Source organism: Actinomadura fulvescens (assembly GCF_039533225.1).
In the GTDB taxonomy this organism is placed as follows: domain Bacteria; phylum Actinomycetota; class Actinomycetes; order Streptosporangiales; family Streptosporangiaceae; genus Spirillospora; species Spirillospora fulvescens.
Window position 1 is genome coordinate 127,927 of sequence record NZ_BAAATD010000010.1, and the last position, 18,033, is coordinate 145,959.

Sequence of the window (18,033 nt, forward strand, 5' to 3'; positions counted from 1 at the left end):
CGATGCGCGCCTGGATCCCCCCGCGCGCGTACCAATCTACCCGGCGCTGTGCATGAGCTGGCGCTCAAGGCGGCGGATCAGCGCCTCATCGCGCCAGGTCAAGCGCTTTTGCAGATGGACGACGGTCCCCGCGTCCGGAACGGACTCGATGGTGAGGTCGTCCACCAGCGCCCGCATGATCCTAATCCCGCGGCCGGATTCGCTCAATATCCCGCGATCCTCGTCGGAGTCGGCCGTCCGGAGGCCCCGGCCCCAATCCATGATCTTCAGGACACACGCGTCGTCGTCGACACAGCCGATGACTTCGTAATTGCCGCTGGAACGCGCGTGCTGGATGACATTCGTGCACGCTTCGGAAGTGGCGACGAGGATATCCGCGACACAGTCGTCGGAAACGCCGAGGCCGCGCAGCGCGTCACCCAGGACGCGGCGAATCACCGGGATGCTGAGAGCCTCGCGGGGTAGCGCGAGGCTGAACTTCATGTCCACCGGCCACCTCGTGTCATTTCCAGGCTCTCCCGTGGCCGACCCCGTGTGCGGGCCGCTATCGACGACTCGACGCAGGTAAGACTTCCCCGGCGATTACTTCCGTAATCGTTACACTGGGCGGTCTTTCTCATGAACACCGGATGCGGGTGCTCACGCGCTCTGAGATTGGGAGTTTTGGCGCTTAAGGTCTAGACCTTTGGACCGCGCCAAATGTGGCAATCATCACAGTCTTGCCACTCCGCCAATTTACCGGTCATTCGCAGAGTGACTCCTGTCATGCGCACAGCCGGTAACGCCTCTACTCGTCAGGGTGAACGTGAACCTCAGAGAACGCGGACTTCGTAACTCTCGATGACCGGATTCGCCAGCAGAGTTTCAGCGATCTTGTTGGCCTGCTCGAGCGCGGCCTCGTCCGCGGGCCCGTCCAGTTCTAGTTCGAACCGCTTGCCCTGCCGGACACCCACGACCCCGTCGAAACCCATCTGCGGGAGCTTCCTGGCGATCGCCTGTCCCTGCGGATCGAGGATCTCCGGCTTGAGCATGACGTCGACGACGACACGCGCCACGACCGCCCCCCTCACTGATCTGCTCTTTTCCGTACGGCTGAAGCGTACGGCACCATTACCTCTTGCGGCCCATCGCCCTGACCTGTGGGCCATACCCTGCTGGCTTCCCCACCCTCCCTCCCCTCAACGGAGCCGTCCCGATGAACATCGAGGAGCTGTCACCGCAGGAGCGTCGTCTCTGGGAGGCGTTCCCGCGCGGCGAGGCCGTCGACCTGTCCAGTCCCGATCCGGCGCAGAACGATCCCGCGTTCTCCGACCACTGGGGGCAGGACCGGCTCGTGCGCGCGGAGGTGCTGGTCGCGCTGCTGGCCGGTGCCATCGACCCTGAGCCCGGCCAGGTGGCGGCCGTACGGCTCACCGGTGCGCGGATCACCGGGGCGCTCAACCTGGGACACGCCGAGGTGAAGGTTCCGCTGGCCCTGACCGGCTGTTCGTTCGACGAGCCACCGCACCTCTACTGGGCGAGCATGAACAGCGTCCACATGATGCGCTGCCGCCTGCCCGGCCTGGTCGCCTCCGGCACCCGGATCGACGGCCACCTGTGGCTGGAGGGCAGCCGCGTCTCCAACGGGCTGTGGCTGGACGGGGCGCACATCGCCGGCATCCTCAACATGTCCGGGGTCCACCTGATCAATCCGGGCGGGGACGCGCTGCTGGCCGACCGGCTCACCGTCGACGCGAACGTCTACTGCGACCGTGACTTCATGGCGAACGGCGAGGTGCGGCTCCCCGGCGCCCACGTCGGCGGCCAGCTGATCTTCCGCAAGGCCCGGCTGCACAACCCGTCCGGCGCCGCCCTGTACGCGAGCCGGCTGGACGTGGCGGCCAACGTCTTCTGCGACGGCGGTTTCTCCGCGCAGGGCGAGATCCGCCTGCGCGGCGCCCGGGTGGGCGGTTACCTGTCGTTCGTCGGCGCCGTCCTCTCGCATCCGGAACGGACCGCGCTGAACGCCGACGACCTCTCGGTGGAGACCGACGTCTACTGCTCCGACAGGTTCTCCGCCGACGGCACGGTGAGCTTCGCCGGCGCCCACGTCAACGGCCAGCTCAGCCTGCGCGGCGCCAAGCTGGCGAACCCCTCCGGGACGGCCCTAAGCCTCCAGCGGCTCCAGGCCGAGGAGGTCCTGCTCACTCCGGAGGACCCGATCGAGGGCACCACGGACATGTCGTACGCCAAGATCGGTTTGCTCCGCGACGACAAGCGGACCTGGGCGCCGCGCCTCCAACTGGACGGGCTGCAGTACGAAACGCTCGACCCGCCGATGACCGCCCGCGAACGCTTGGACTGGCTGCGCCGAGACACCGACGGCTACGCGCCCCAGCCGTACGAGCGGCTGGCCCAGGCCTACCGGACGCTAGGGCTGGACGCCGACGGCCGTACGGTCCTGCTGGCCAAGGCCCGCGACCGCCGCAAGACCCAGGGACTGCCGCGCAAGGTCGTCGGCTGGGGCCAGGACGTGCTGGTCGGCTACGGCTACCGCCCGTTCCGCGCCGCGAGCTGGCTGGTCGGGCTGCTCGCGTTCGGCACGATCGTCTTCTCGCTGCACCAGCCGGACGTCCTCAACTCCGACGACCGTCCGCACTTCAACCCGTTCTTCTACACCCTCGACCTGATGCTGCCGATCGGTGATCTCGGCCAGGAACGGGTGTTCTCGCCCGAGGGCCCCTACCAGTGGATCGCCAACTTCCTGGTGATCTCGGGCTTCATCCTCGGCCTGACCGTCGCCGCGGGCGCCACCCGTGCCCTGTCCCGCGAATGAGACCGGGTCAGGACCGGTCGGGACCGGTTCGGGACCGGTTCGGGACCGCGTTCGCGAGGAGCTGACTCGCCGTTCCTGAAGCCCAGGAGCCCACGCCACACGCACAATCCGGTGGGTTGGGCCGTCGGCTGGGTAGGACAGCCGTAATCGGGACTTGCGTCCCTGGGTGTGATGTCTGCCACGATGGCATTAGCGGCATTCGTCCCTTTACCTGGGGGTGGATGTCACTGACGCCGGTCGGACCGCGGCGATCCCGCGTACCGACCCCGAACGAGGAGTGTCATCGATGACGATTGACTCCGTGCGCGGCGCGCCCGACACCCCCGAGCTCGCCCGGCCGGACGGGACCGAGCTCATCCAGCTGCTCACCCCCGAGGGTGAGCGCGTCGAGCACCCGGACTACCCCCTGGACCTCTCCGCGGACGAGGTCCGCGGGCTGTACCGCGACCTTGTGATCACCCGCCGTGTCGACCTGGAGGCGGTGGCGCTCACCCGCCAGGGCGAGCTCGGCATCTGGGCCTCGCTGCTGGGCCAGGAGGCCGCGCAGATCGGCTCCGGACGGGCCCTCACGGCCAACGACATGGTCTTCCCGACCTACCGCGAGCACGGTGTCGCCTGGTGCCGCGACGTCGAGCCCCTCAACCTGCTGGGGCTGTTCCGCGGCGTGAACCACGGCGGCTGGGACCCCGCCGAGCACGGTTTCCACCTCTACACGATCGTGATCGGCAGCCAGACGCTGCACGCCACCGGCTACGCGATGGGCATCCAGCGCGACGGTGTGCTCGGCACCGACAAGGCCGGCGCGACGATCGCCTACTTCGGCGACGGCGCGACCTCCCAGGGCGATGTGAACGAGTCGTTCGTGTTCGCCTCGGTGTTCAACGCCCCGGTGGTGTTCTTCTGCCAGAACAACCAGTGGGCGATCTCCGAGCCCCTGGAGAAGCAGTCCCGGATCCCGCTCTACAAGCGTGCGCAGGGCTACGGGTTCCCCGGGCTCCGGGTGGACGGCAACGACGTGTTCGCCTGCCTGGCGGTGACCCGCAAGGCGCTTGAGGCGGCGCGTACGGGACAGGGTCCGACGCTCGTCGAGGCCTACACCTACCGGATGGGCGCCCACACCACGACCGACGACCCCACGCGCTACCGGCTCAAGGCCGAGGAAGAGGCGTGGAAGCTCAAGGACCCGATCGAGCGGGTCAAGGCCTACCTGGTCCGCAACGACCTGGCCGACACCGACTTCTTCGACGACCTCGACGCCGAGGCCAAGAAGTTCGCGACCGAGCTGCGCAAGGCCTGCCTGGCGCTGCCCGACCCGCAGCCGCTGGCGATGTTCGAGAACGTGTACGCCACCGAGCACCCGCTGATGACCGAGGAACAAGAGCAGTTCGCCGCCTACCTGGCGTCCTTTGAGGAGGTGTCCTCGTGACGGAGTCAACGGAGACAAAGTCGGCTGAGACCCTGCCCATGGCGAAGGCTCTCAACGAGGGCATGCGCAAGGCCATGGAGAACGACCCCAAGGTCCTCGTCATGGGCGAGGACGTGGGCAAGCTCGGCGGCGTGTTCCGGGTGACGGACGGGCTGCAGAAGGACTTCGGCGAGGAGCGGGTCATCGACACCCCGCTGGCCGAGTCGGGCATCGTCGGCACCGCGATCGGCCTCGCCCTGCGCGGCTACCGCCCGGTCGTGGAGATCCAGTTCGACGGGTTCGTGTTCCCGGCGGCCGACCAGATCATCACGCAGCTCGCCAAGATGCACATGCGGTCGCTGGGCGCCCTCCAGCTTCCCGTCGTGATCCGCATCCCGTGCGGCGGCGGCATCGGCGCGGTCGAGCACCACTCGGAGTCGCCCGAGAACTACTTCACCCACACCGCCGGGCTGCGCGTGGTGGCCTGTTCCAACTCCTCCGACGCGTACACGATGATCCAGCAGGCGATCTCCTCGCCGGACCCCGTGATCTTCTTCGAGCCCAAGCGCCGCTACTGGGACAAGGCCCCGGTGGACGTGGAGGCGGCCGCCGCCGACTGGCGTCCGCTGCACGTCGCGCACGTGGTCAACCCGGGTGAGCACGTGACCGTCCTCGCGTACGGGCCGGCGGTGAAGACCTGCCTGGAGGCCGCCGCTGCCGCCGCCGAGGAGGGGCGCTCGCTGGAGGTCATCGACCTGCGGTCGCTCAACCCGCTCGACATCGACACCGTCACCGAGTCGGTCGACCGGACCGGACGCTGCGTGGTCGTGCACGAGGCCCCGGTCTTCTCGGGGTACGGCGCCGAGCTGGCCGCGCGCATCACCGAGCGGTGCTTCTACCGGCTGGAGGCGCCGGTGCTGCGGGTCGGCGGTTTTTCGACCCCGTATCCACCGTCCCGCCTCGAAGACCACTACCTGCCCGACCTCGATCGCATCCTGGACGCGGTCGACCGGACCTTCGCCTGGTGACGCCGATGACGGACCGCAAGCAGTTCAAGCTTCCCGACGTGGGCGAGGGCCTGACCGAGGCCGAGATCGTCAAGTGGCACGTGCAGCCGGGCGACCAGGTCGAGGTCAACCAGACCATCGTCGAGATCGAGACCGCCAAGGCGATCGTCGAACTGCCCTGCCCGTTCGAGGGCGTGGTGGCCGAACTCCTGGCCACCGAGGGCGACACGATCGACGTGGGCATCCCGATCATCTCGGTGGACGTGGCGGCCGAGGGTGAGGAGCCTCCGTCCGCCGCCGCCGCGACGCCCGTGTCGGAGCCTCCGGCGCAGCCCGCGGCGCTCAAGGAGGACATGGTGCCCCGGGTCGAGGAGCCCGGGATGGTCGCGCCGGACAAGCCCAAGCGCCAGCCGGTGCTGGTGGGGTACGGGGTGAAGCCCGGTGCCACCAAGCGTCGTCCGCGCAAGCCGTCCCAGGCTCCTGCAGCGTCCGCGGCCCCGGCGGCCCCGCCTCAGGCGGCTCCGGCGGCTCCGCCTCAGCCCGTACGAGAGGAACCGGCCAGCCATCCACAGCCTGTGGATAAACGAACCCTGGCCAAGCCGCCCGTACGCAAGATGGCCAAGGATCTCGGCGTCGACCTGTCCACCCTCATCGGATCGGGACCGCGCGGCTCGATCACCCGTGAGGACGTTCAGGCCGCGCTCACCACCGCTCCGGCCGAGGCCCCCGCACCGTCGGCGGCCACGGCTACCGCTGCGGCCCCGGGCGTCCGTGAGGAGCGCATCCCGGTCAAGGGCGTGCGCAAGGCCATCGCCACGGCCATGGTCAGCTCGGCGTTCACCGCGCCGCACGTCACCGAGTGGCTGCAGGTGGACGTGACCCGGACGATGGAGACCACGCGGCGGCTCCGCGAGCTTCCCGAGTTCGCCGACGTCAAGGTCTCGCCGCTGCTGCTGGTCGCCAAGGCGGTGCTCACCGCGCTGCGCCGCAACCCGGGAGCCAACTCCTCCTGGGCCGAGGGCGAATCCGGCGCCGAGATCGTGGTCAAGCACTACGTGAACCTCGGCATCGCGGCCGCCACGCCGCGCGGGCTCCTGGTCCCCAACGTCAAGGACGCGCAGGACCTGTCGCTGCCCGGCCTGGCCAAGGCGCTGAACGAGCTGGTCGAGACGGCGCGGGCGGGCAAGGCCTCCCCGGCCGACCTCTCCGGCGGCACGTTCACGATCACCAACGTCGGCGTCTTCGGCGTCGACACCGGCACCCCGATCATCACCCCGGGCGAGGCCGCCATCCTCGCGTTCGGGCAGGTCCGGGACATGCCGTGGGTCCACGAGGGTGAGCTGGCGATCCGCAAGGTCACCACGCTCGCGCTGTCGTTCGACCACCGCATCATCGACGGCGAGCTCGGCTCGCGGGTGCTGCGCGACATCGGCGACATGCTCGAAGACCCGATGCGCATGCTCGCCTGGAGCTGATCGGGCCTCGCACGGCGCACCGCACCGCACGCACCGCGCGCGTCGCACGACGCTCGCACCGCGCGCGTAGCACGGCGCTCATCACGCGCGTCGCACAGCGCTCATCACGCGCGTAGCACGACGTGCCACAAGGGCCGTCCCGGAACGTCACCGGGGCGGCCCTTGTCACATGTCCCGCCGGGAACCCCGCATGTCGTTCCGGCATCTGATGTGACGTCCGTGACGGACGATTTCGTTGTATCCGCGAGTCAAGGGAGACCATTCGTGAACAAACTGCGCCTCGCCGCGGTGGCAATGACCACGGGCGTCGTCGTCGCACCGCTGGTCGTGGGCACCACCGCCCACGCCGAGACGACCTCGGCCCCCACCGCTCAGGCGACCCGCGCGGTCGGGGACCTGCTCAAGCCCGGCCAGACTCTCAAGGCCGGCAAGTTCCGCAAGTCGCGGAACGGCAAGTACCGCCTGATCCAGCAACAGGACGGCAACCTCGTTCTCTACAAGGGCCGCAGGGCCCTCTGGAGCAGCCTTACGGCGGGGCACAAGGGCGCCTTCGCCATCATGCAGAAGGACGGCAACCTCGTCGTCTACAAGGGCCGTAAGGCGCTCTGGGCGTCCAACACCGGCCGTAGCCACGGCGCGTTCCTGGCGGTGCAGAACGACGGCAACCTTGTCATCTACAAGGGGCGCAAGGCGATCTGGTCTCGCCACATGTACATCGGCACGCTCGTCGCGCCGCAGCGTCTCAACGCCGGGCAGTACGTGGTCTCGCCCAACCGCAAGTACAGGTTCGTGCAGCAGCTGGACGGCAACCTCGTGCTGTACAAGGGCCGCACGGCTCTGTGGAGCAACCGCCAGGCCGGCCGCCCTGGCGCCTACACGGTGATGCAGAAGGACGGCAACCTGGTGACCTACAGGGGACGTACGGCTCTGTGGTCAACCCGTACTGGCGGCAAGTGGGGTGCGTTCCTCGCCGTACAGAACGACGGCAACGTGGTCGTCTACAAGGGCCGTACCCCGCTCTGGTGGACCGGCACCACCGGCTGACGCGGCGGCCATGAAGACATCGGACACCCTCGGCCGTCGCACGCGCGGGCGGCCGGGGGTGTCCGGCGCGGGGTGAACGATCAGACCGGGGGCGGGTTGTCCCCGTTGTAGAGGCGGTCCCGGTTGCTCTCGGGATGTCGATCGCTCCGCTGCTGCATCCGGACCATCATCAGCAGCTGCAGGGCGAACGAGACACCGCCGACGATGATCAGGATGACCCCGATCACATGGATGTCGACCGGATCCTTCATCGCGTCCTCGCGGATCGCGAACTTGAGGATCAGCCCGAGCGTGATCGTGAAAACACTGACGCCGACACCCATGTGACCTCCGCCAGACGATCCGTTGTCGTGCTTTTTAACTATCCGCTCGGGTCGTACATCACACCCTGTTTGATCGCCCCATCCACCGGAACTACTGGACCGGAACGTTGTTGACCCTGCCGAAGGGACCGCCGTCGAAGACGACGGTGGTGAGTTCGCCCGGCGGAGCCGGAATGTAGACGAACGCCCGGCTCGGCTGGTTGGGCGCGGTGCGGTACGCGGCGCGGCCCGGGTCGACGTAGACGGTGGCCTCACCCGCGGACTGCCCCACGCGCACCGCGCGGTAGACGTCCTTGCCGTTCGGGCCGACGATGGAGAACGACGTGAAGGCGCCGCCCGGATAGTCCTTGTGCGGGTAGGCCGCGTTGGCAGGGGTCGTACCCGGCCCCTCGCTCACCAGGTCGAACACCGCGACGATGTACGCGCCGTCCCGGTAGAACGGCTTGACGTCCAGCCGCCGTTTCTCCGCCCCGAAGCGCCCGTAGCGGCTCGCCACGGTCTTACCGTCCTGTGCCCTGAAGGCTGCGGGCTGCGGTGTGCCGCCCCGGCCACCGGCCGCGGAAGTCGTGGCCGCCGTCGTGTTCTGCGCCTCCTGCCGTACGACATAGGAGATCTCCACCCGCCGGTTGCGCGCACGGGCCTGGGCGTCGTCCTTGTCGCCCTCCTTGGCGAGCAGGCCCGTCTCGCCCTTGCCCTCGGTCGAGTACCGGTAGCCGTCACCCAGCCGGGCCTTCAGTTCCTTCGCCACGGCCTCGGCACGTTCGCGGGAGAGCTTGAGGTTGTGGTCGTCGGCGCCCTTGCTGTCGGTGTGACCGGTGATGGTCAGCGGCCGTCGCGCGGGGTCGGCCTTCGCCTTGATCTCCTGCGCGGCCTGGTCGAGCACCGCCTTGGCGCGGTCGGAGAGCTTGGCCGAGTCGACGGCGAAGAGCACGTCGGTGCGCAGGTTGACCGTCACGTCCGAACCGCTGGACGTGACGTCCCGGATCTCGCCCTCGGTGATGTCGTAGAGGTCGACCGGGTTCGCCTGGTCGGCCTGGGCGTCCGCGGCGGGGGACGCCGCGGTGCCGGTGACCGGAACGCCGGTGAACTCCCCGGCGGTGCCGGGAGTGAGCGCGGTGACCTTCGTGACGTTCTGCGGGATCGGCGGGTATTCGGCCGTGACCTCGCGGACCGCGTTCGGCTGGAACTGCACGGCCGTGTTGGGGCTGACCGGGCGGTACAGCTTGCGGCCGACCGGGTCGACCAGCGGAACGGGGAACGCCATCGACTTGGCGGCGCTGTCCAGAGAGGTGACGCCGAGCCTGAGCACGGACTTGGCGCCCTGCCGTTCGACGCCTCTGATCTCCACCCTGGCGCGCAGGGCGTCTCCGCCGCCGAACCAGCCCTCCTTGACCAGACCCGCGCCCGGCCGCGGCTGCGTGGGCGCGGACGAGGCCCCCGGTTTGGCGCGCGGCGGCTCCACCTTCCGCGGCGGCCCCGAGCCGGTGCAACCCGTGGCCACGAGGACGATCCCGGCGAGCGGCAGAACGAGGGGAACGGCGAGCCTGCGGGCCGACATCGGGTTCTCCGTTCGGTGGGGGCGCCGACGGTACGCCCAAACCTTAGTGACCGCCCGCCCGCAGATGAAGCGAGCGGCCCCCGCCACCTTGAGGTGACGGGGGCCGCTCCATCCAGTCCGCGGGAGACGGACGGTACCGGTGCTCGGAGCCGACGCCGGGGCCGGGCTCAGGCCGGGCTCAGGCCGGGGTCAGGCCGGGCTCAGAACGCCTCTTCCGGGAGGTCCATCACGTCGAGCGTGGTCGCCTCGGTGATGACGCGCTCGGCGGCGATCTTCGGCAGCACGGTCTGCGCGAAGAACTGCGCGGCGGCCACCTTGCCGGTGTAGAAGTTCTTGTCGGCGTCGGAGATGTCGCCGCCGGACAGCTTGCCGAGGGCGATCTCGGCCTGGCGCAGCAGCAGCCAGCCCACGACCACGTCGCCGAGGGCGAGCAGGAAGCGGCTGCTGTTGAGGCCGACCTTGTAGAGCTCCTTCGGGTTCTCCATGGAACCTAGTGCCCAGCCGATCATCGGGTTGAGGATGCCCTGCACGTCCTCCAGCGCCTTGCCGAGCAGCGCCCGCTCGTTCTTGAGGCGGCCGTTGCCGGCGTCGCTCCCGGCGAACGCCTGGATCTCGCCTGCCAGGTGCTTGAGGCCCTCGCCGTTGTCCCGGAGGATCTTCCGGAAGAACAGGTCCATGCCCTGGATGGCCGTGGTGCCCTCGTACAGGGTGTCGATCTTGGAGTCCCGGATGTACTGCTCGATCGGGTACTCCTGGAGGAAGCCCGAGCCGCCCAGGGTCTGCAGCGACTCGGCGCCCAGCAGCGCGTACGCCCGCTCGGAGCCGAAGCCCTTCACGATCGGCAGCAGCAGGTCGTTGATCTTCTCGGCGAGCTCGTCCTTGCGGCCCTCGTGCTCGGCGATCTGCACGGCGTCCTGGTAGGAGGCGGTCAGCAGGACCAGCGCCCGCATGCCCTCGGCGTAGGCCTTCTGGGTCAGCAGGCTGCGCCGCACGTCCGGGTGGTGGGTGATCGTCACCCGCGGCGCGGTCTTGTCGGTCATCTGGGTGAGGTCGGCGCCCTGCACCCGCTCCTTGGCGTACTCCAGCGCGTTGAGGTAGCCGGTGGAGAGGGTGGCGATGGCCTTGGTGCCCACCATCATCCGGGCGTACTCGATCACCATGAACATCTGCTTGATGCCCTCGTGCACGTCGCCCACGAGGTAGCCGATGGCCGGGTGCTTCTCGCCGAACGTGAGCTCGCAGGTCGTGGAGACCTTGAGGCCCATCTTCTTCTCGACGTTGGTGACGTAGGCGCCGTTGCGCTCGCCCAGCTCACCGGTCTCGACGTTCACCAGGTACTTGGGCACCAGGAACATCGACAGGCCCTTGGTGCCGGGGCCGGCGCCCTCGGGGCGGGCCAGCACCAGGTGGAAGATGTTCTCGGCCATGTCGTGCTCGGCCGAGGTGATGAAGCGCTTGACGCCCTCGATGTGCCAGGTGCCGTCGGGCTGCTGGATCGCCTTGGCGCGGCCGGCGCCGACGTCGGAACCGGCGTCCGGCTCGGTCAGCACCATCGTGGCGCCCCACTGGCGCTCCAGCGCCAGCTCGGCGAACTTCTTCTGCTCGGGGGTGCCGATGTTCCACAGGATGTGGGCGAAGCCGGGGCCTGAGGCGAACATGTAGACGGCCGGGTTGGCGCCCAGCACCTGCTCGGCGATCGCCCAGGTGAGGCTGCGGGGCGCGCCGGTGCCGCCGAACTCCGGCGTCAGGTCGACGCGGTACCACTCGGCGTCCATCCACGCCTTGAAGGACTTCTTGAAGCTCTCCGGCATCGTCACGTCGCCGGTCGCCGGGTCGAACTTCGGCGGGTTGCGGTCGGCGTCCTCGAACGAGTCGGCGAGCGGGCCCTCGGCGAGGCGGTTGACCTCGTCCAGGATGCTGCGCACGGTGTCCTCGTCCAGCTCCGCGTAGGGTCCGCTGCCGAGCAGGTCCTGGCGGTCGAACACCTCGAAGAGGTTGAACTCCAGGTCCCGGAGGTTGCTCTTGTAGTGCCCCATCGCTTCGACACTCCGTCATCAGATCCTGCGGCGCCGCGCGGACCCCGCTGTACGTACTGGTCAGTAACTCATCATCATGCTACCCGTTGGTAACCAGTGGCAACCATCCAGAACCACCCGATCCCGCCTCGCGCCGGATCGGAGCAGATTCTCAGGGCCCCGAAAGGGGTTGTCCAGGGAAGAGGTCCAAGCTCGATCTGAAGTTGATCGTCGGGCTGATGGCGGCGGGTCAAGAAGGGTTACGCGTTCCACCTCGACCGGGCAAACCACTGGCGGCTGGTCGGGCTCACGGTGCGCGACAGCCAGAAGGGTGTGATGGCCTACACCAGCCGCGCGATTTCTCGACCGGCAGCGAGCGCAACGACTTGTGGATCGACGTCAAGGGCAACGGGTACGTCACCGAGGGGAACAAGGGCATCGGCACCCCGGTGGACGGCGCCGGCATCCTGAACGAACAAGGAGACCCATGAACGACACCCCGCCGCCGAGCGAGCCACCACGCCTCACCGTGATCGGCACCGGCTACCTCGGCGCCACCCATGCGATCTGCATGGCCGTGCTGGGCTACGACGTCCTCGGTGTGGACGTGGACGAACGGAAGATCGCCAGACTCGCCTCCGGTGAGGTGCCCTTCTTCGAGCCCGGCCTGCCCGAACTGCTCACCAAGGCGCTCGAATCGGGACGGCTGCGCTTCACCACCTCCTTCGAGGAGGCCGGACGGTTCGGCGACGTGCACTTCATCTGCGTGGGCACGCCGCAGCAACCCGGCTCGGACGCGGCCGACCTCACGTACGTGGACGCCGCGGTCCGGTCGCTGGCGCCGCATCTCGATCGCCGCGCCCTGGTCGTCGGCAAGTCCACCGTCCCGGTCGGCACCGCGGCCCGGTTGAGCGACCTGCTGCGCGAGCTCGCTCCGGCGGGGGCGGACGTCGAGCTCGCCTGGAACCCGGAGTTCCTGCGCGAGGGCTTCGCCGTCGACGACACGATGCGGCCCGACCGGCTGGTCTTCGGTGTCGCCTCGGCGTGGGCGGAGGAGCGGCTGTACGCCGCGTTCCGGCCGATCCTGGAGCTGGGCACGCCGGTGGTGCGGACCGATCTGGGCACCGCGGAACTGGTCAAGGTGGCGGCCAACTCGTTCCTCGCCACCAAGATCTCCTACATCAACGCGATGGCCGAGGTGTGCGAGGCCGTCGGCGCCGACATCAAGGACCTGGCCGACTCGCTCGCGCTGGACGACCGCATCGGCGGCAGGTTCCTCAAGCCGGGCCTGGGCTTCGGCGGCGGCTGCCTGCCCAAGGACATCCGCGCTTTCGCCCACCGCGCCGAGGAGCTCGGCGTGGGCCAGGCCGTGGCGTTCCTGCGCGAGGTCGACGACATCAACCGGCGCCGCCGGGCCCGCACGGTCGACCTGGTGCGCGAGCTCCTCGGCGGGCGGATCTTCGGAGCCCGGATCGCCTGCTGGGGCGCCGCGTTCAAGCCCAACTCCGACGACATCCGTGACGCGCCCGCGCTGGACGTGGCCCGGACGATGCACGGGCTGGGCGGGCGGGTGCGCGTCTATGATCCGGCCGCGCTCGACAACGCCCGCCGCGCCTTCCCCGAGCTGCGGTACGGCGAGAGCGCGCTCGACGTCGCGGAGGACGCCGACGTCGTCGTGCTCCTCACCGAGTGGGCCGACTTCCGCGAGGTCTCCCCGGACGCCCTCGCCATGGTCGTCAAGCACAAGCGCGTCGTGGACGGCCGGCACGCGCTGGACGCGGCGCAGTGGCGGGAGGCCGGCTGGGAATACCGAGCCCTGGGCCGGGCCTGAGGCCGCTTCCAACCGGCCATTGACGGCGTACCGCGCTCCACCCGGGCCTGGAACAAAGCTCAGGTGGGGCGCGGTTAGTGTGAAGTGAGGGGTCGATCAGGCCTCTCCCGGACGAGGAGCGCGCCGTACCCGGAACGCGAAGACGACGCGTGGCACCTGCACGCACGCCTCGTTCCGGGAGCTAGATCATGGCTTGGATCCTCATCGTCGTCGCCGGCCTCTTCGAAACGGTCATGGCGCTCTGCCTCAAGGCCAGCAAGGGCTTCTCGCAACCCCTCCCCACCGCCGGCTTCCTGCTCTTCGCCGTCATCAGCTTCGGCCTGCTCAACACGGCCCTCAAGACCCTCGACGTCGGCACCGCGTACGCGGTGTGGGTCGGCATCGGCGCGGTCGGGACCGCCGCGCTCGGCATGCTCGTCATGGGCGACCAGGTGTCCGCGGTCAAGATCGGCGCCCTGGCGCTGATCGTCCTCGGGGTCGTCGGACTCAACCTCGCGGGCGGCCACTGAGCCCCCGGCCCGCCGCCCGGCCCGCCGCCCCGTCCGCCACCACCGTCCGCCGCGTGTCCGTTACCGGCCCGACCAGGACGTTCGATCCTGATGCGCCGGGCGCCTGCGGGAACGTAACCTCCCGTACGGGCGTCTAGTGGACGAGGGCGTGATCACGCCCGTCACGGGAGGGAAACGAAGTGGTCTTCAAGAAGCTCTTGCAGGCGGCCGGGGTCGGCGGTCCCGAGGTCGAGACCGTCCTGCACAACCCCAACACGGCGCCGGGCGGCACCATCACCGGAGAGGTCACGATCATCGGTGGCAAGCACGACTCCGACATCATCGCCGTCAACCTGGCACTGAAGACCCGCGTCGAGGTCGAGTCCGGCGACAACGAGTACTCCTCCAACCTGGAGTACGCCAAGCTCCCGATCGCGGGCAGCTTCCGGCTGGACGACGGCGCCCGGCACACCGTCCCGTTCCAGTTCCCGATCCCGTGGGAGGCGCCGCTCACGCACTTCTACGGGCGCGCCCTGCACGGCACGACCGTCGGCCTCGCCACCGAGCTCGAAGTCGCGCGGGCGGTCGACGCGACCGACCTCGACCCGATCGCGGTGCACCCGCTGCCGGCGCAGGAGCGCATCCTGAAGGCGTTCGCCAACCTGGGCTTCCAGTTCCGCAACGCCGACTGCGAGAAGGGCCGCATCTGGGGCGTCCACCAGGAGCTGCCGTTCTACCAGGAGATCGAGTTCTACCCGCCGCAGCAGTACGCGCGCGGCATCAAGCAGCTTGAGGTGACGTTCGTCTCCTACCCCACCTCGATGGAGGTCGTGCTGGAGCTCGACAAGCGCGGCGGCTTCGTCTCCGAGGGCCACGACGCGTTCGCCCGCTTCACCGTGGACTACGCCACCGTGGAGCAGGCCAACTGGGAGCAGCAGCTCGACGGCTTCCTGCAGCAGGCCGGCCGGCGGCGGGGGTTCTTCTAGACCGGCGAACGCCGCCGCGGCACTTGATCGCGGAGGGGATCGATCATAGAAACTGACCCCGTGGCCGAACCCCCCGGATTGAGCGCGACCGAACGCCGCCTCTGGCGAGCCTTCCCGACCGGAGCGATGGTCGCCCTCGGCGACGACCTGCCCGCCGGGCCCGACCCCGACCGCATCGTGCGCGCCGAGATCATCACCCAGCTGCTTCTGGGCGCGTGCGAGACGCGTGACGGTTTCGTGCCCGCCGTCCGGCTGCGGGGCGCCTACGTCATGGGCCGGATCGACGTGACCGGCGGCACGGTGGAGCACGAGCTGCGGCTGGAGTCCTGCCGGCTGCTGGAGGCGCCGAAGTTCTCCAACTGCACCACCCGGCAGCTGCGGCTGTCGGAGTGCCGGATGCCGGGCTTCGACGGCGGCGGGCTGCACGCCGACGGCTATCTCAGCCTGTCCCGGTCGGTGATCGAGGGTCAGGTCCGGCTGCCGCGGGCGCAGCTGACCGGTGGTCTCCGGATGAACGCGACGAAGATCACCGAGACCGATCCGGCGAAGTGGGCGCTGTTCAGCGGCGGTCTGGTGGTCGACGTCGGCTGCTTCGTCCGGGACGCCGAGATCACCGGCGGGGTACGGCTCGTCGGCGCGCGGATGAGCGGCGGACTGTTCATGGAGCGCACCGTGCTGCGCAACCCCGGCCGCATCGCGCTCGACGGCCAGAACATGATCGTCGATGACGCCGCCGAGTTCGCCGGCGGCTTCCGCGCCGAGGGCACCATGCGGCTGCGCGGCCTGCGGGTGAACGGCACCCTGTCGTTCTCCCGCGCCTACCTCGACTCGGGCGATCCCGCGCGCATGGCGGTGCACGGCAGCCACATGCAGGTGGACGAGTTCATCCTGTGGCCGGAGGAACGCATCAAGGGGATCGTCAACCTCTCCGACTCGCGCGTCGGCGTGCTGCTGGACTCCCCCGAGATCTATCCCGACAAGGTCTGGCTGAACGGCCTCGTCTACGACAGGCTCCAGGGCGGCGAGTTCAAGGACCGGCTGAAGTGGGTGGACCAGGACGAACGGTTCCACCTGCAGCCGTACGAACAGCTCGCCGCCTGGTATCACGCGATCGGCCACGACAACCTCGCCCGCCGCGTTCAACTCGCCAAGCTGCGTGCCCGCCGCCGCGCCCTCCACCCGATCGGCAAGGCGTGGAACTTCCTCCTCGACTGGACCGTGGGCTACGGCTACCGGCCGTGGCTGGCGTTCGCCTGGTTCGGCACGCTGGTGGCGATCGGAACGACGGTCTTCTCGATCCAGCATCCGCGCGGCATCAAGCAGCCCGCCGAGCAGCCCGCGTTCCACGCGTTCGTCTACACGCTCGACCTGCTGATCCCGATCGACACGTTCGGCCAGCAGCAGACCTTCGACCCGATGGGCTGGTCACGCTGGGTGGCCTACACCCTGATCGCCGTCGGCTGGGTGCTGGCCACCGCGCTGATCGCCGGTGTGACCCGCGTGCTGCGCCCGAACTGACGCGGGCCGTCCGGCGGCGTTCACCGTTGCCGAGACTCGGCGCACAAGATCGGTGAGAATGGGCCTCCATGGGCACCTTCCTCATCACGGGCGCGACCGGCGGCATCGGCAGGGCGGTCGCCGAGCAACTCCGCCAGCGCGGCCACGACCTCATCCTCACCGGGCGTTCACCCGAACGCCTCGCGACCCTCACCAAGGCGCTGGGCACCGGAGCGCACGCCAGCACGCAGGTGATCATTCACAACGGCGACCCGGGCGCCGTCCGCACCGCGACCCCGCAGCGGGGCGCGATCCAGACGATCGCCCTCGACCTCACCGAACCACGCCGCCTCGAAGCGGCCCTGGCCGAGACCACCATGCCGGGCCGGCTCGACGGCGTCGTCCACAGCGCGGGCATGGTCGATCTGGGCCCGGTCGCCGAGCAGGACGCCGACCACTGGATCGACCAGCTCATGGTCAACCTGGTCTCGGCCGCCGAGCTGACCCGCATCCTGCTCCCCGCGCTGCGCGCCGCCCAGGGCCAGGTCGTCTTCGTCAACTCCACCGCCGGGCTGCAGGCCAACAAGAACTGGTCCGCGTACGCGGCGAGCAAGTTCGGACTGCGCGCCCTCGCCGACTCCTTGCGCGCCGAGGAGACGGCCGTGCGGGTGACGACGGTCTATCCGGGCCGGACCGCCACGGAGATGCAGCAGAAGGTCCGCGCGCAGGAAGGCCAGCCCTACGACGCCGCCGACTTCGCCGATCCGAGATCGGTCGCGCGGGGCGTGCTCGCGGCGCTGGAAATGCCGCGTGACGCCGTGGTCTCCGACATCACCGTTCGCCCCAACTGAACGCCCGTGCCGGAGGGTCAGACGGAGTCCGAGGTGCGGCGGCGGAGCGTCCAGGAGGCGAGGACGCCGCCGATGAGGCCGAAGAGGTGCCCCTGCCAGGAGATGCCGGGGTCGCTGGGCAGGACCCCGACGATGATGCCGCCGTAGAGCAGGACGACGCCGATCGCGATGGCGATGTCGAGGAGGCGGCGCTCGAACAGCCCGCGGCCCAGCAGGTAGCCGAAGTAGCCGAAGATCAGGATGCTGGAGCCGAGGGTATTGGCGGAGCTGGTGAACCAGACGCCGAGGCCGCCGGCCACGATGATGATCAAGTTGGCAGCGAGGAACTTGCCGACGCCGCGGGCGGCGGCGAGGAAGCCCAGGATGACGAACGGGACGGTGTTGCCGACCAGGTGCTCGAAGCCGCCGTGCATGAACGGGGCGGTGAAGACGTCGGGGAGGTCGTTCACGTCATGGGGCTGGATGCCGTAGCGGTCGAGCGCGCCGTTCATCGTGTAGTCGGCGATCTCCAGCACCCACATGACCGCGGTCATGGCACCGATCAGCGCGAGTGCGGAGACGGCCCGGACGCCATGGGCGGCCAGGCCCTCGGAACGACTGCGTTGGGGGACCGCCGGATAACTCATGTGTGCCGCCCGTACTCGTGACCCTGCCGTCAGAACGTGAAACGTTCACCCGTCCAGGTTGGTGCCCGGAGCGGTCTCCTTCATACCCCTTCTCACCTAGCGAACGGGATTC

General features: G+C 69.2%; 17 protein-coding genes and 1 riboswitch. Of the genes, 11 read left to right on the plus strand and 6 right to left on the minus strand.

All coding sequences use genetic code 11. The annotated features are described in order from the left end of the window. Window positions 1–36 precede the first annotated feature (36 nt). Window positions 37–483, minus strand: a complete 447-nt coding sequence (locus ABD333_RS32440) for an ATP-binding protein (RefSeq protein WP_344546354.1) — start codon at window positions 481–483, stop codon at window positions 37–39. Window positions 484–812: 329 nt separating this feature from the next. Beyond that, window positions 813–1,055, minus strand: a complete 243-nt coding sequence (purS, locus tag ABD333_RS32445; protein ID WP_151561117.1) for a phosphoribosylformylglycinamidine synthase subunit PurS — start codon at window positions 1,053–1,055, stop codon at window positions 813–815. A 140-nt stretch (window positions 1,056–1,195) separates the two neighbouring features. Between purS and ABD333_RS32450 the strand changes: the two genes are divergently transcribed. The 5 genes from ABD333_RS32450 to ABD333_RS32470 all read left to right on the plus strand — a co-directional run bounded on the left by ABD333_RS32450 (window position 1,196) and on the right by ABD333_RS32470 (window position 7,746). Continuing rightward, window positions 1,196–2,815 carry a hypothetical protein gene (locus ABD333_RS32450; RefSeq protein ID WP_344546355.1) on the plus strand — a complete coding sequence of 540 codons (1,620 nt, stop codon included), beginning with the start codon at window positions 1,196–1,198 and terminating at the stop codon, window positions 2,813–2,815. A gap of 286 nt (window positions 2,816–3,101) precedes the next feature. Then, on the plus strand, window positions 3,102–4,241 hold the full coding sequence (pdhA, locus tag ABD333_RS32455; protein ID WP_344546356.1) for a pyruvate dehydrogenase (acetyl-transferring) E1 component subunit alpha: 1,140 nt from the start codon (window positions 3,102–3,104) through the stop codon (window positions 4,239–4,241). 38 nt (window positions 4,242–4,279) lie between these two features. Then, window positions 4,280–5,248, plus strand: a complete 969-nt coding sequence (locus ABD333_RS32460) for an alpha-ketoacid dehydrogenase subunit beta (protein WP_344546601.1) — start codon at window positions 4,280–4,282, stop codon at window positions 5,246–5,248. 5 nt (window positions 5,249–5,253) lie between these two features. After that, window positions 5,254–6,702 carry a dihydrolipoamide acetyltransferase family protein gene (locus ABD333_RS32465; RefSeq protein WP_344546602.1) on the plus strand — a complete coding sequence of 483 codons (1,449 nt, stop codon included), beginning with the start codon at window positions 5,254–5,256 and terminating at the stop codon, window positions 6,700–6,702. A 264-nt stretch (window positions 6,703–6,966) separates the two neighbouring features. Further along, complete coding sequence (locus ABD333_RS32470; protein ID WP_344546357.1) at window positions 6,967–7,746, plus strand: hypothetical protein; 780 nt, start codon at window positions 6,967–6,969, stop codon at window positions 7,744–7,746. An 80-nt stretch (window positions 7,747–7,826) separates the two neighbouring features. Here the strand turns inward: ABD333_RS32470 and ABD333_RS32475 are convergent, their stop codons facing one another. The 3 genes from ABD333_RS32475 to ABD333_RS32485 form a co-directional block, all read right to left on the minus strand. Continuing rightward, window positions 7,827–8,069, minus strand: coding sequence for a DUF6458 family protein (locus ABD333_RS32475; protein ID WP_344546358.1), 243 nt, complete (start codon window positions 8,067–8,069; stop codon window positions 7,827–7,829). A gap of 91 nt (window positions 8,070–8,160) precedes the next feature. Continuing rightward, window positions 8,161–9,627: an OmpA family protein gene (locus tag ABD333_RS32480; RefSeq protein ID WP_344546359.1), complete on the minus strand. Its 1,467-nt coding sequence runs from the start codon at window positions 9,625–9,627 to the stop codon at window positions 8,161–8,163. 200 nt (window positions 9,628–9,827) lie between these two features. Next, the gene (locus tag ABD333_RS32485) at window positions 9,828–11,663 is read right to left on the minus strand and encodes an acyl-CoA dehydrogenase (protein WP_344546360.1); all 1,836 of its coding nucleotides are present in this window, start codon (window positions 11,661–11,663) and stop codon (window positions 9,828–9,830) included. A 203-nt stretch (window positions 11,664–11,866) separates the two neighbouring features. On the opposite strand from ABD333_RS32485, the gene ABD333_RS32490 reads away from it, so the two are divergent. From ABD333_RS32490 to ABD333_RS32515, 6 genes are all read left to right on the plus strand, one after another. Then, a complete protein-coding gene (locus ABD333_RS32490; protein ID WP_344546361.1) occupies window positions 11,867–12,133 on the plus strand; it encodes a hypothetical protein in 267 nt (88 codons plus the stop codon). Next, window positions 12,130–13,473 (plus strand): UDP-glucose dehydrogenase family protein, encoded by a 1,344-nt coding sequence (locus ABD333_RS32495; RefSeq protein ID WP_344546362.1) that lies wholly within the window; start codon window positions 12,130–12,132, stop codon window positions 13,471–13,473. The genes ABD333_RS32490 and ABD333_RS32495 overlap by 4 nt, the downstream gene beginning before the upstream one ends. 84 nt (window positions 13,474–13,557) lie before the next feature. After that, window positions 13,558–13,625, plus strand: a riboswitch (guanidine-III (ykkC-III) riboswitch). A gap of 36 nt (window positions 13,626–13,661) precedes the next feature. Next, a complete protein-coding gene (locus ABD333_RS32500; RefSeq protein WP_344546363.1) occupies window positions 13,662–13,982 on the plus strand; it encodes a DMT family transporter in 321 nt (106 codons plus the stop codon). Window positions 13,983–14,161: 179 nt separating this feature from the next. Beyond that, window positions 14,162–14,947 carry a sporulation protein gene (locus ABD333_RS32505; protein ID WP_344546364.1) on the plus strand — a complete coding sequence of 262 codons (786 nt, stop codon included), beginning with the start codon at window positions 14,162–14,164 and terminating at the stop codon, window positions 14,945–14,947. A gap of 60 nt (window positions 14,948–15,007) precedes the next feature. Then, a complete protein-coding gene (locus tag ABD333_RS32510) occupies window positions 15,008–16,465 on the plus strand; it encodes a hypothetical protein (RefSeq protein WP_344546365.1) in 1,458 nt (485 codons plus the stop codon). A gap of 68 nt (window positions 16,466–16,533) precedes the next feature. Continuing rightward, a complete protein-coding gene (locus ABD333_RS32515) occupies window positions 16,534–17,295 on the plus strand; it encodes an SDR family oxidoreductase (protein ID WP_344546366.1) in 762 nt (253 codons plus the stop codon). Window positions 17,296–17,312: 17 nt separating this feature from the next. Here ABD333_RS32515 and ABD333_RS32520 read toward each other — a convergent pair whose 3' ends face one another. Beyond that, entirely contained in the window at window positions 17,313–17,921 is a 609-nt protein-coding gene (locus tag ABD333_RS32520) for a rhomboid family intramembrane serine protease (protein WP_344546367.1), read from the minus strand. Between the last annotated feature and the right edge of the window lie 112 nt (window positions 17,922–18,033).

What these genes read in the sequence shown, in the direction of transcription:
- ABD333_RS32515 (WP_344546366.1), top strand. Translation starts at nt 16,534, where the DNA reads ATGGGCACCTTCCTCATCACGGGCGCGACCGGCGGCATCGGCAGGGCG.
- ABD333_RS32440 (WP_344546354.1), bottom strand. Translation starts at nt 483, where the DNA reads ATGAAGTTCAGCCTCGCGCTACCCCGCGAGGCTCTCAGCATCCCGGTG.
- ABD333_RS32465 (WP_344546602.1), top strand. Translation starts at nt 5,254, where the DNA reads ATGACGGACCGCAAGCAGTTCAAGCTTCCCGACGTGGGCGAGGGCCTG.
- ABD333_RS32480 (WP_344546359.1), bottom strand. Translation starts at nt 9,627, where the DNA reads ATGTCGGCCCGCAGGCTCGCCGTTCCCCTCGTTCTGCCGCTCGCCGGG.
- ABD333_RS32500 (WP_344546363.1), top strand. Translation starts at nt 13,662, where the DNA reads ATGGCTTGGATCCTCATCGTCGTCGCCGGCCTCTTCGAAACGGTCATG.
- ABD333_RS32460 (WP_344546601.1), top strand. Translation starts at nt 4,280, where the DNA reads ATGGCGAAGGCTCTCAACGAGGGCATGCGCAAGGCCATGGAGAACGAC.
- pdhA (WP_344546356.1), top strand. Translation starts at nt 3,102, where the DNA reads ATGACGATTGACTCCGTGCGCGGCGCGCCCGACACCCCCGAGCTCGCC.
- ABD333_RS32450 (WP_344546355.1), top strand. Translation starts at nt 1,196, where the DNA reads ATGAACATCGAGGAGCTGTCACCGCAGGAGCGTCGTCTCTGGGAGGCG.
- ABD333_RS32495 (WP_344546362.1), top strand. Translation starts at nt 12,130, where the DNA reads ATGAACGACACCCCGCCGCCGAGCGAGCCACCACGCCTCACCGTGATC.
- ABD333_RS32475 (WP_344546358.1), bottom strand. Translation starts at nt 8,069, where the DNA reads ATGGGTGTCGGCGTCAGTGTTTTCACGATCACGCTCGGGCTGATCCTC.
- ABD333_RS32485 (WP_344546360.1), bottom strand. Translation starts at nt 11,663, where the DNA reads ATGGGGCACTACAAGAGCAACCTCCGGGACCTGGAGTTCAACCTCTTC.
- ABD333_RS32520 (WP_344546367.1), bottom strand. Translation starts at nt 17,921, where the DNA reads ATGAGTTATCCGGCGGTCCCCCAACGCAGTCGTTCCGAGGGCCTGGCC.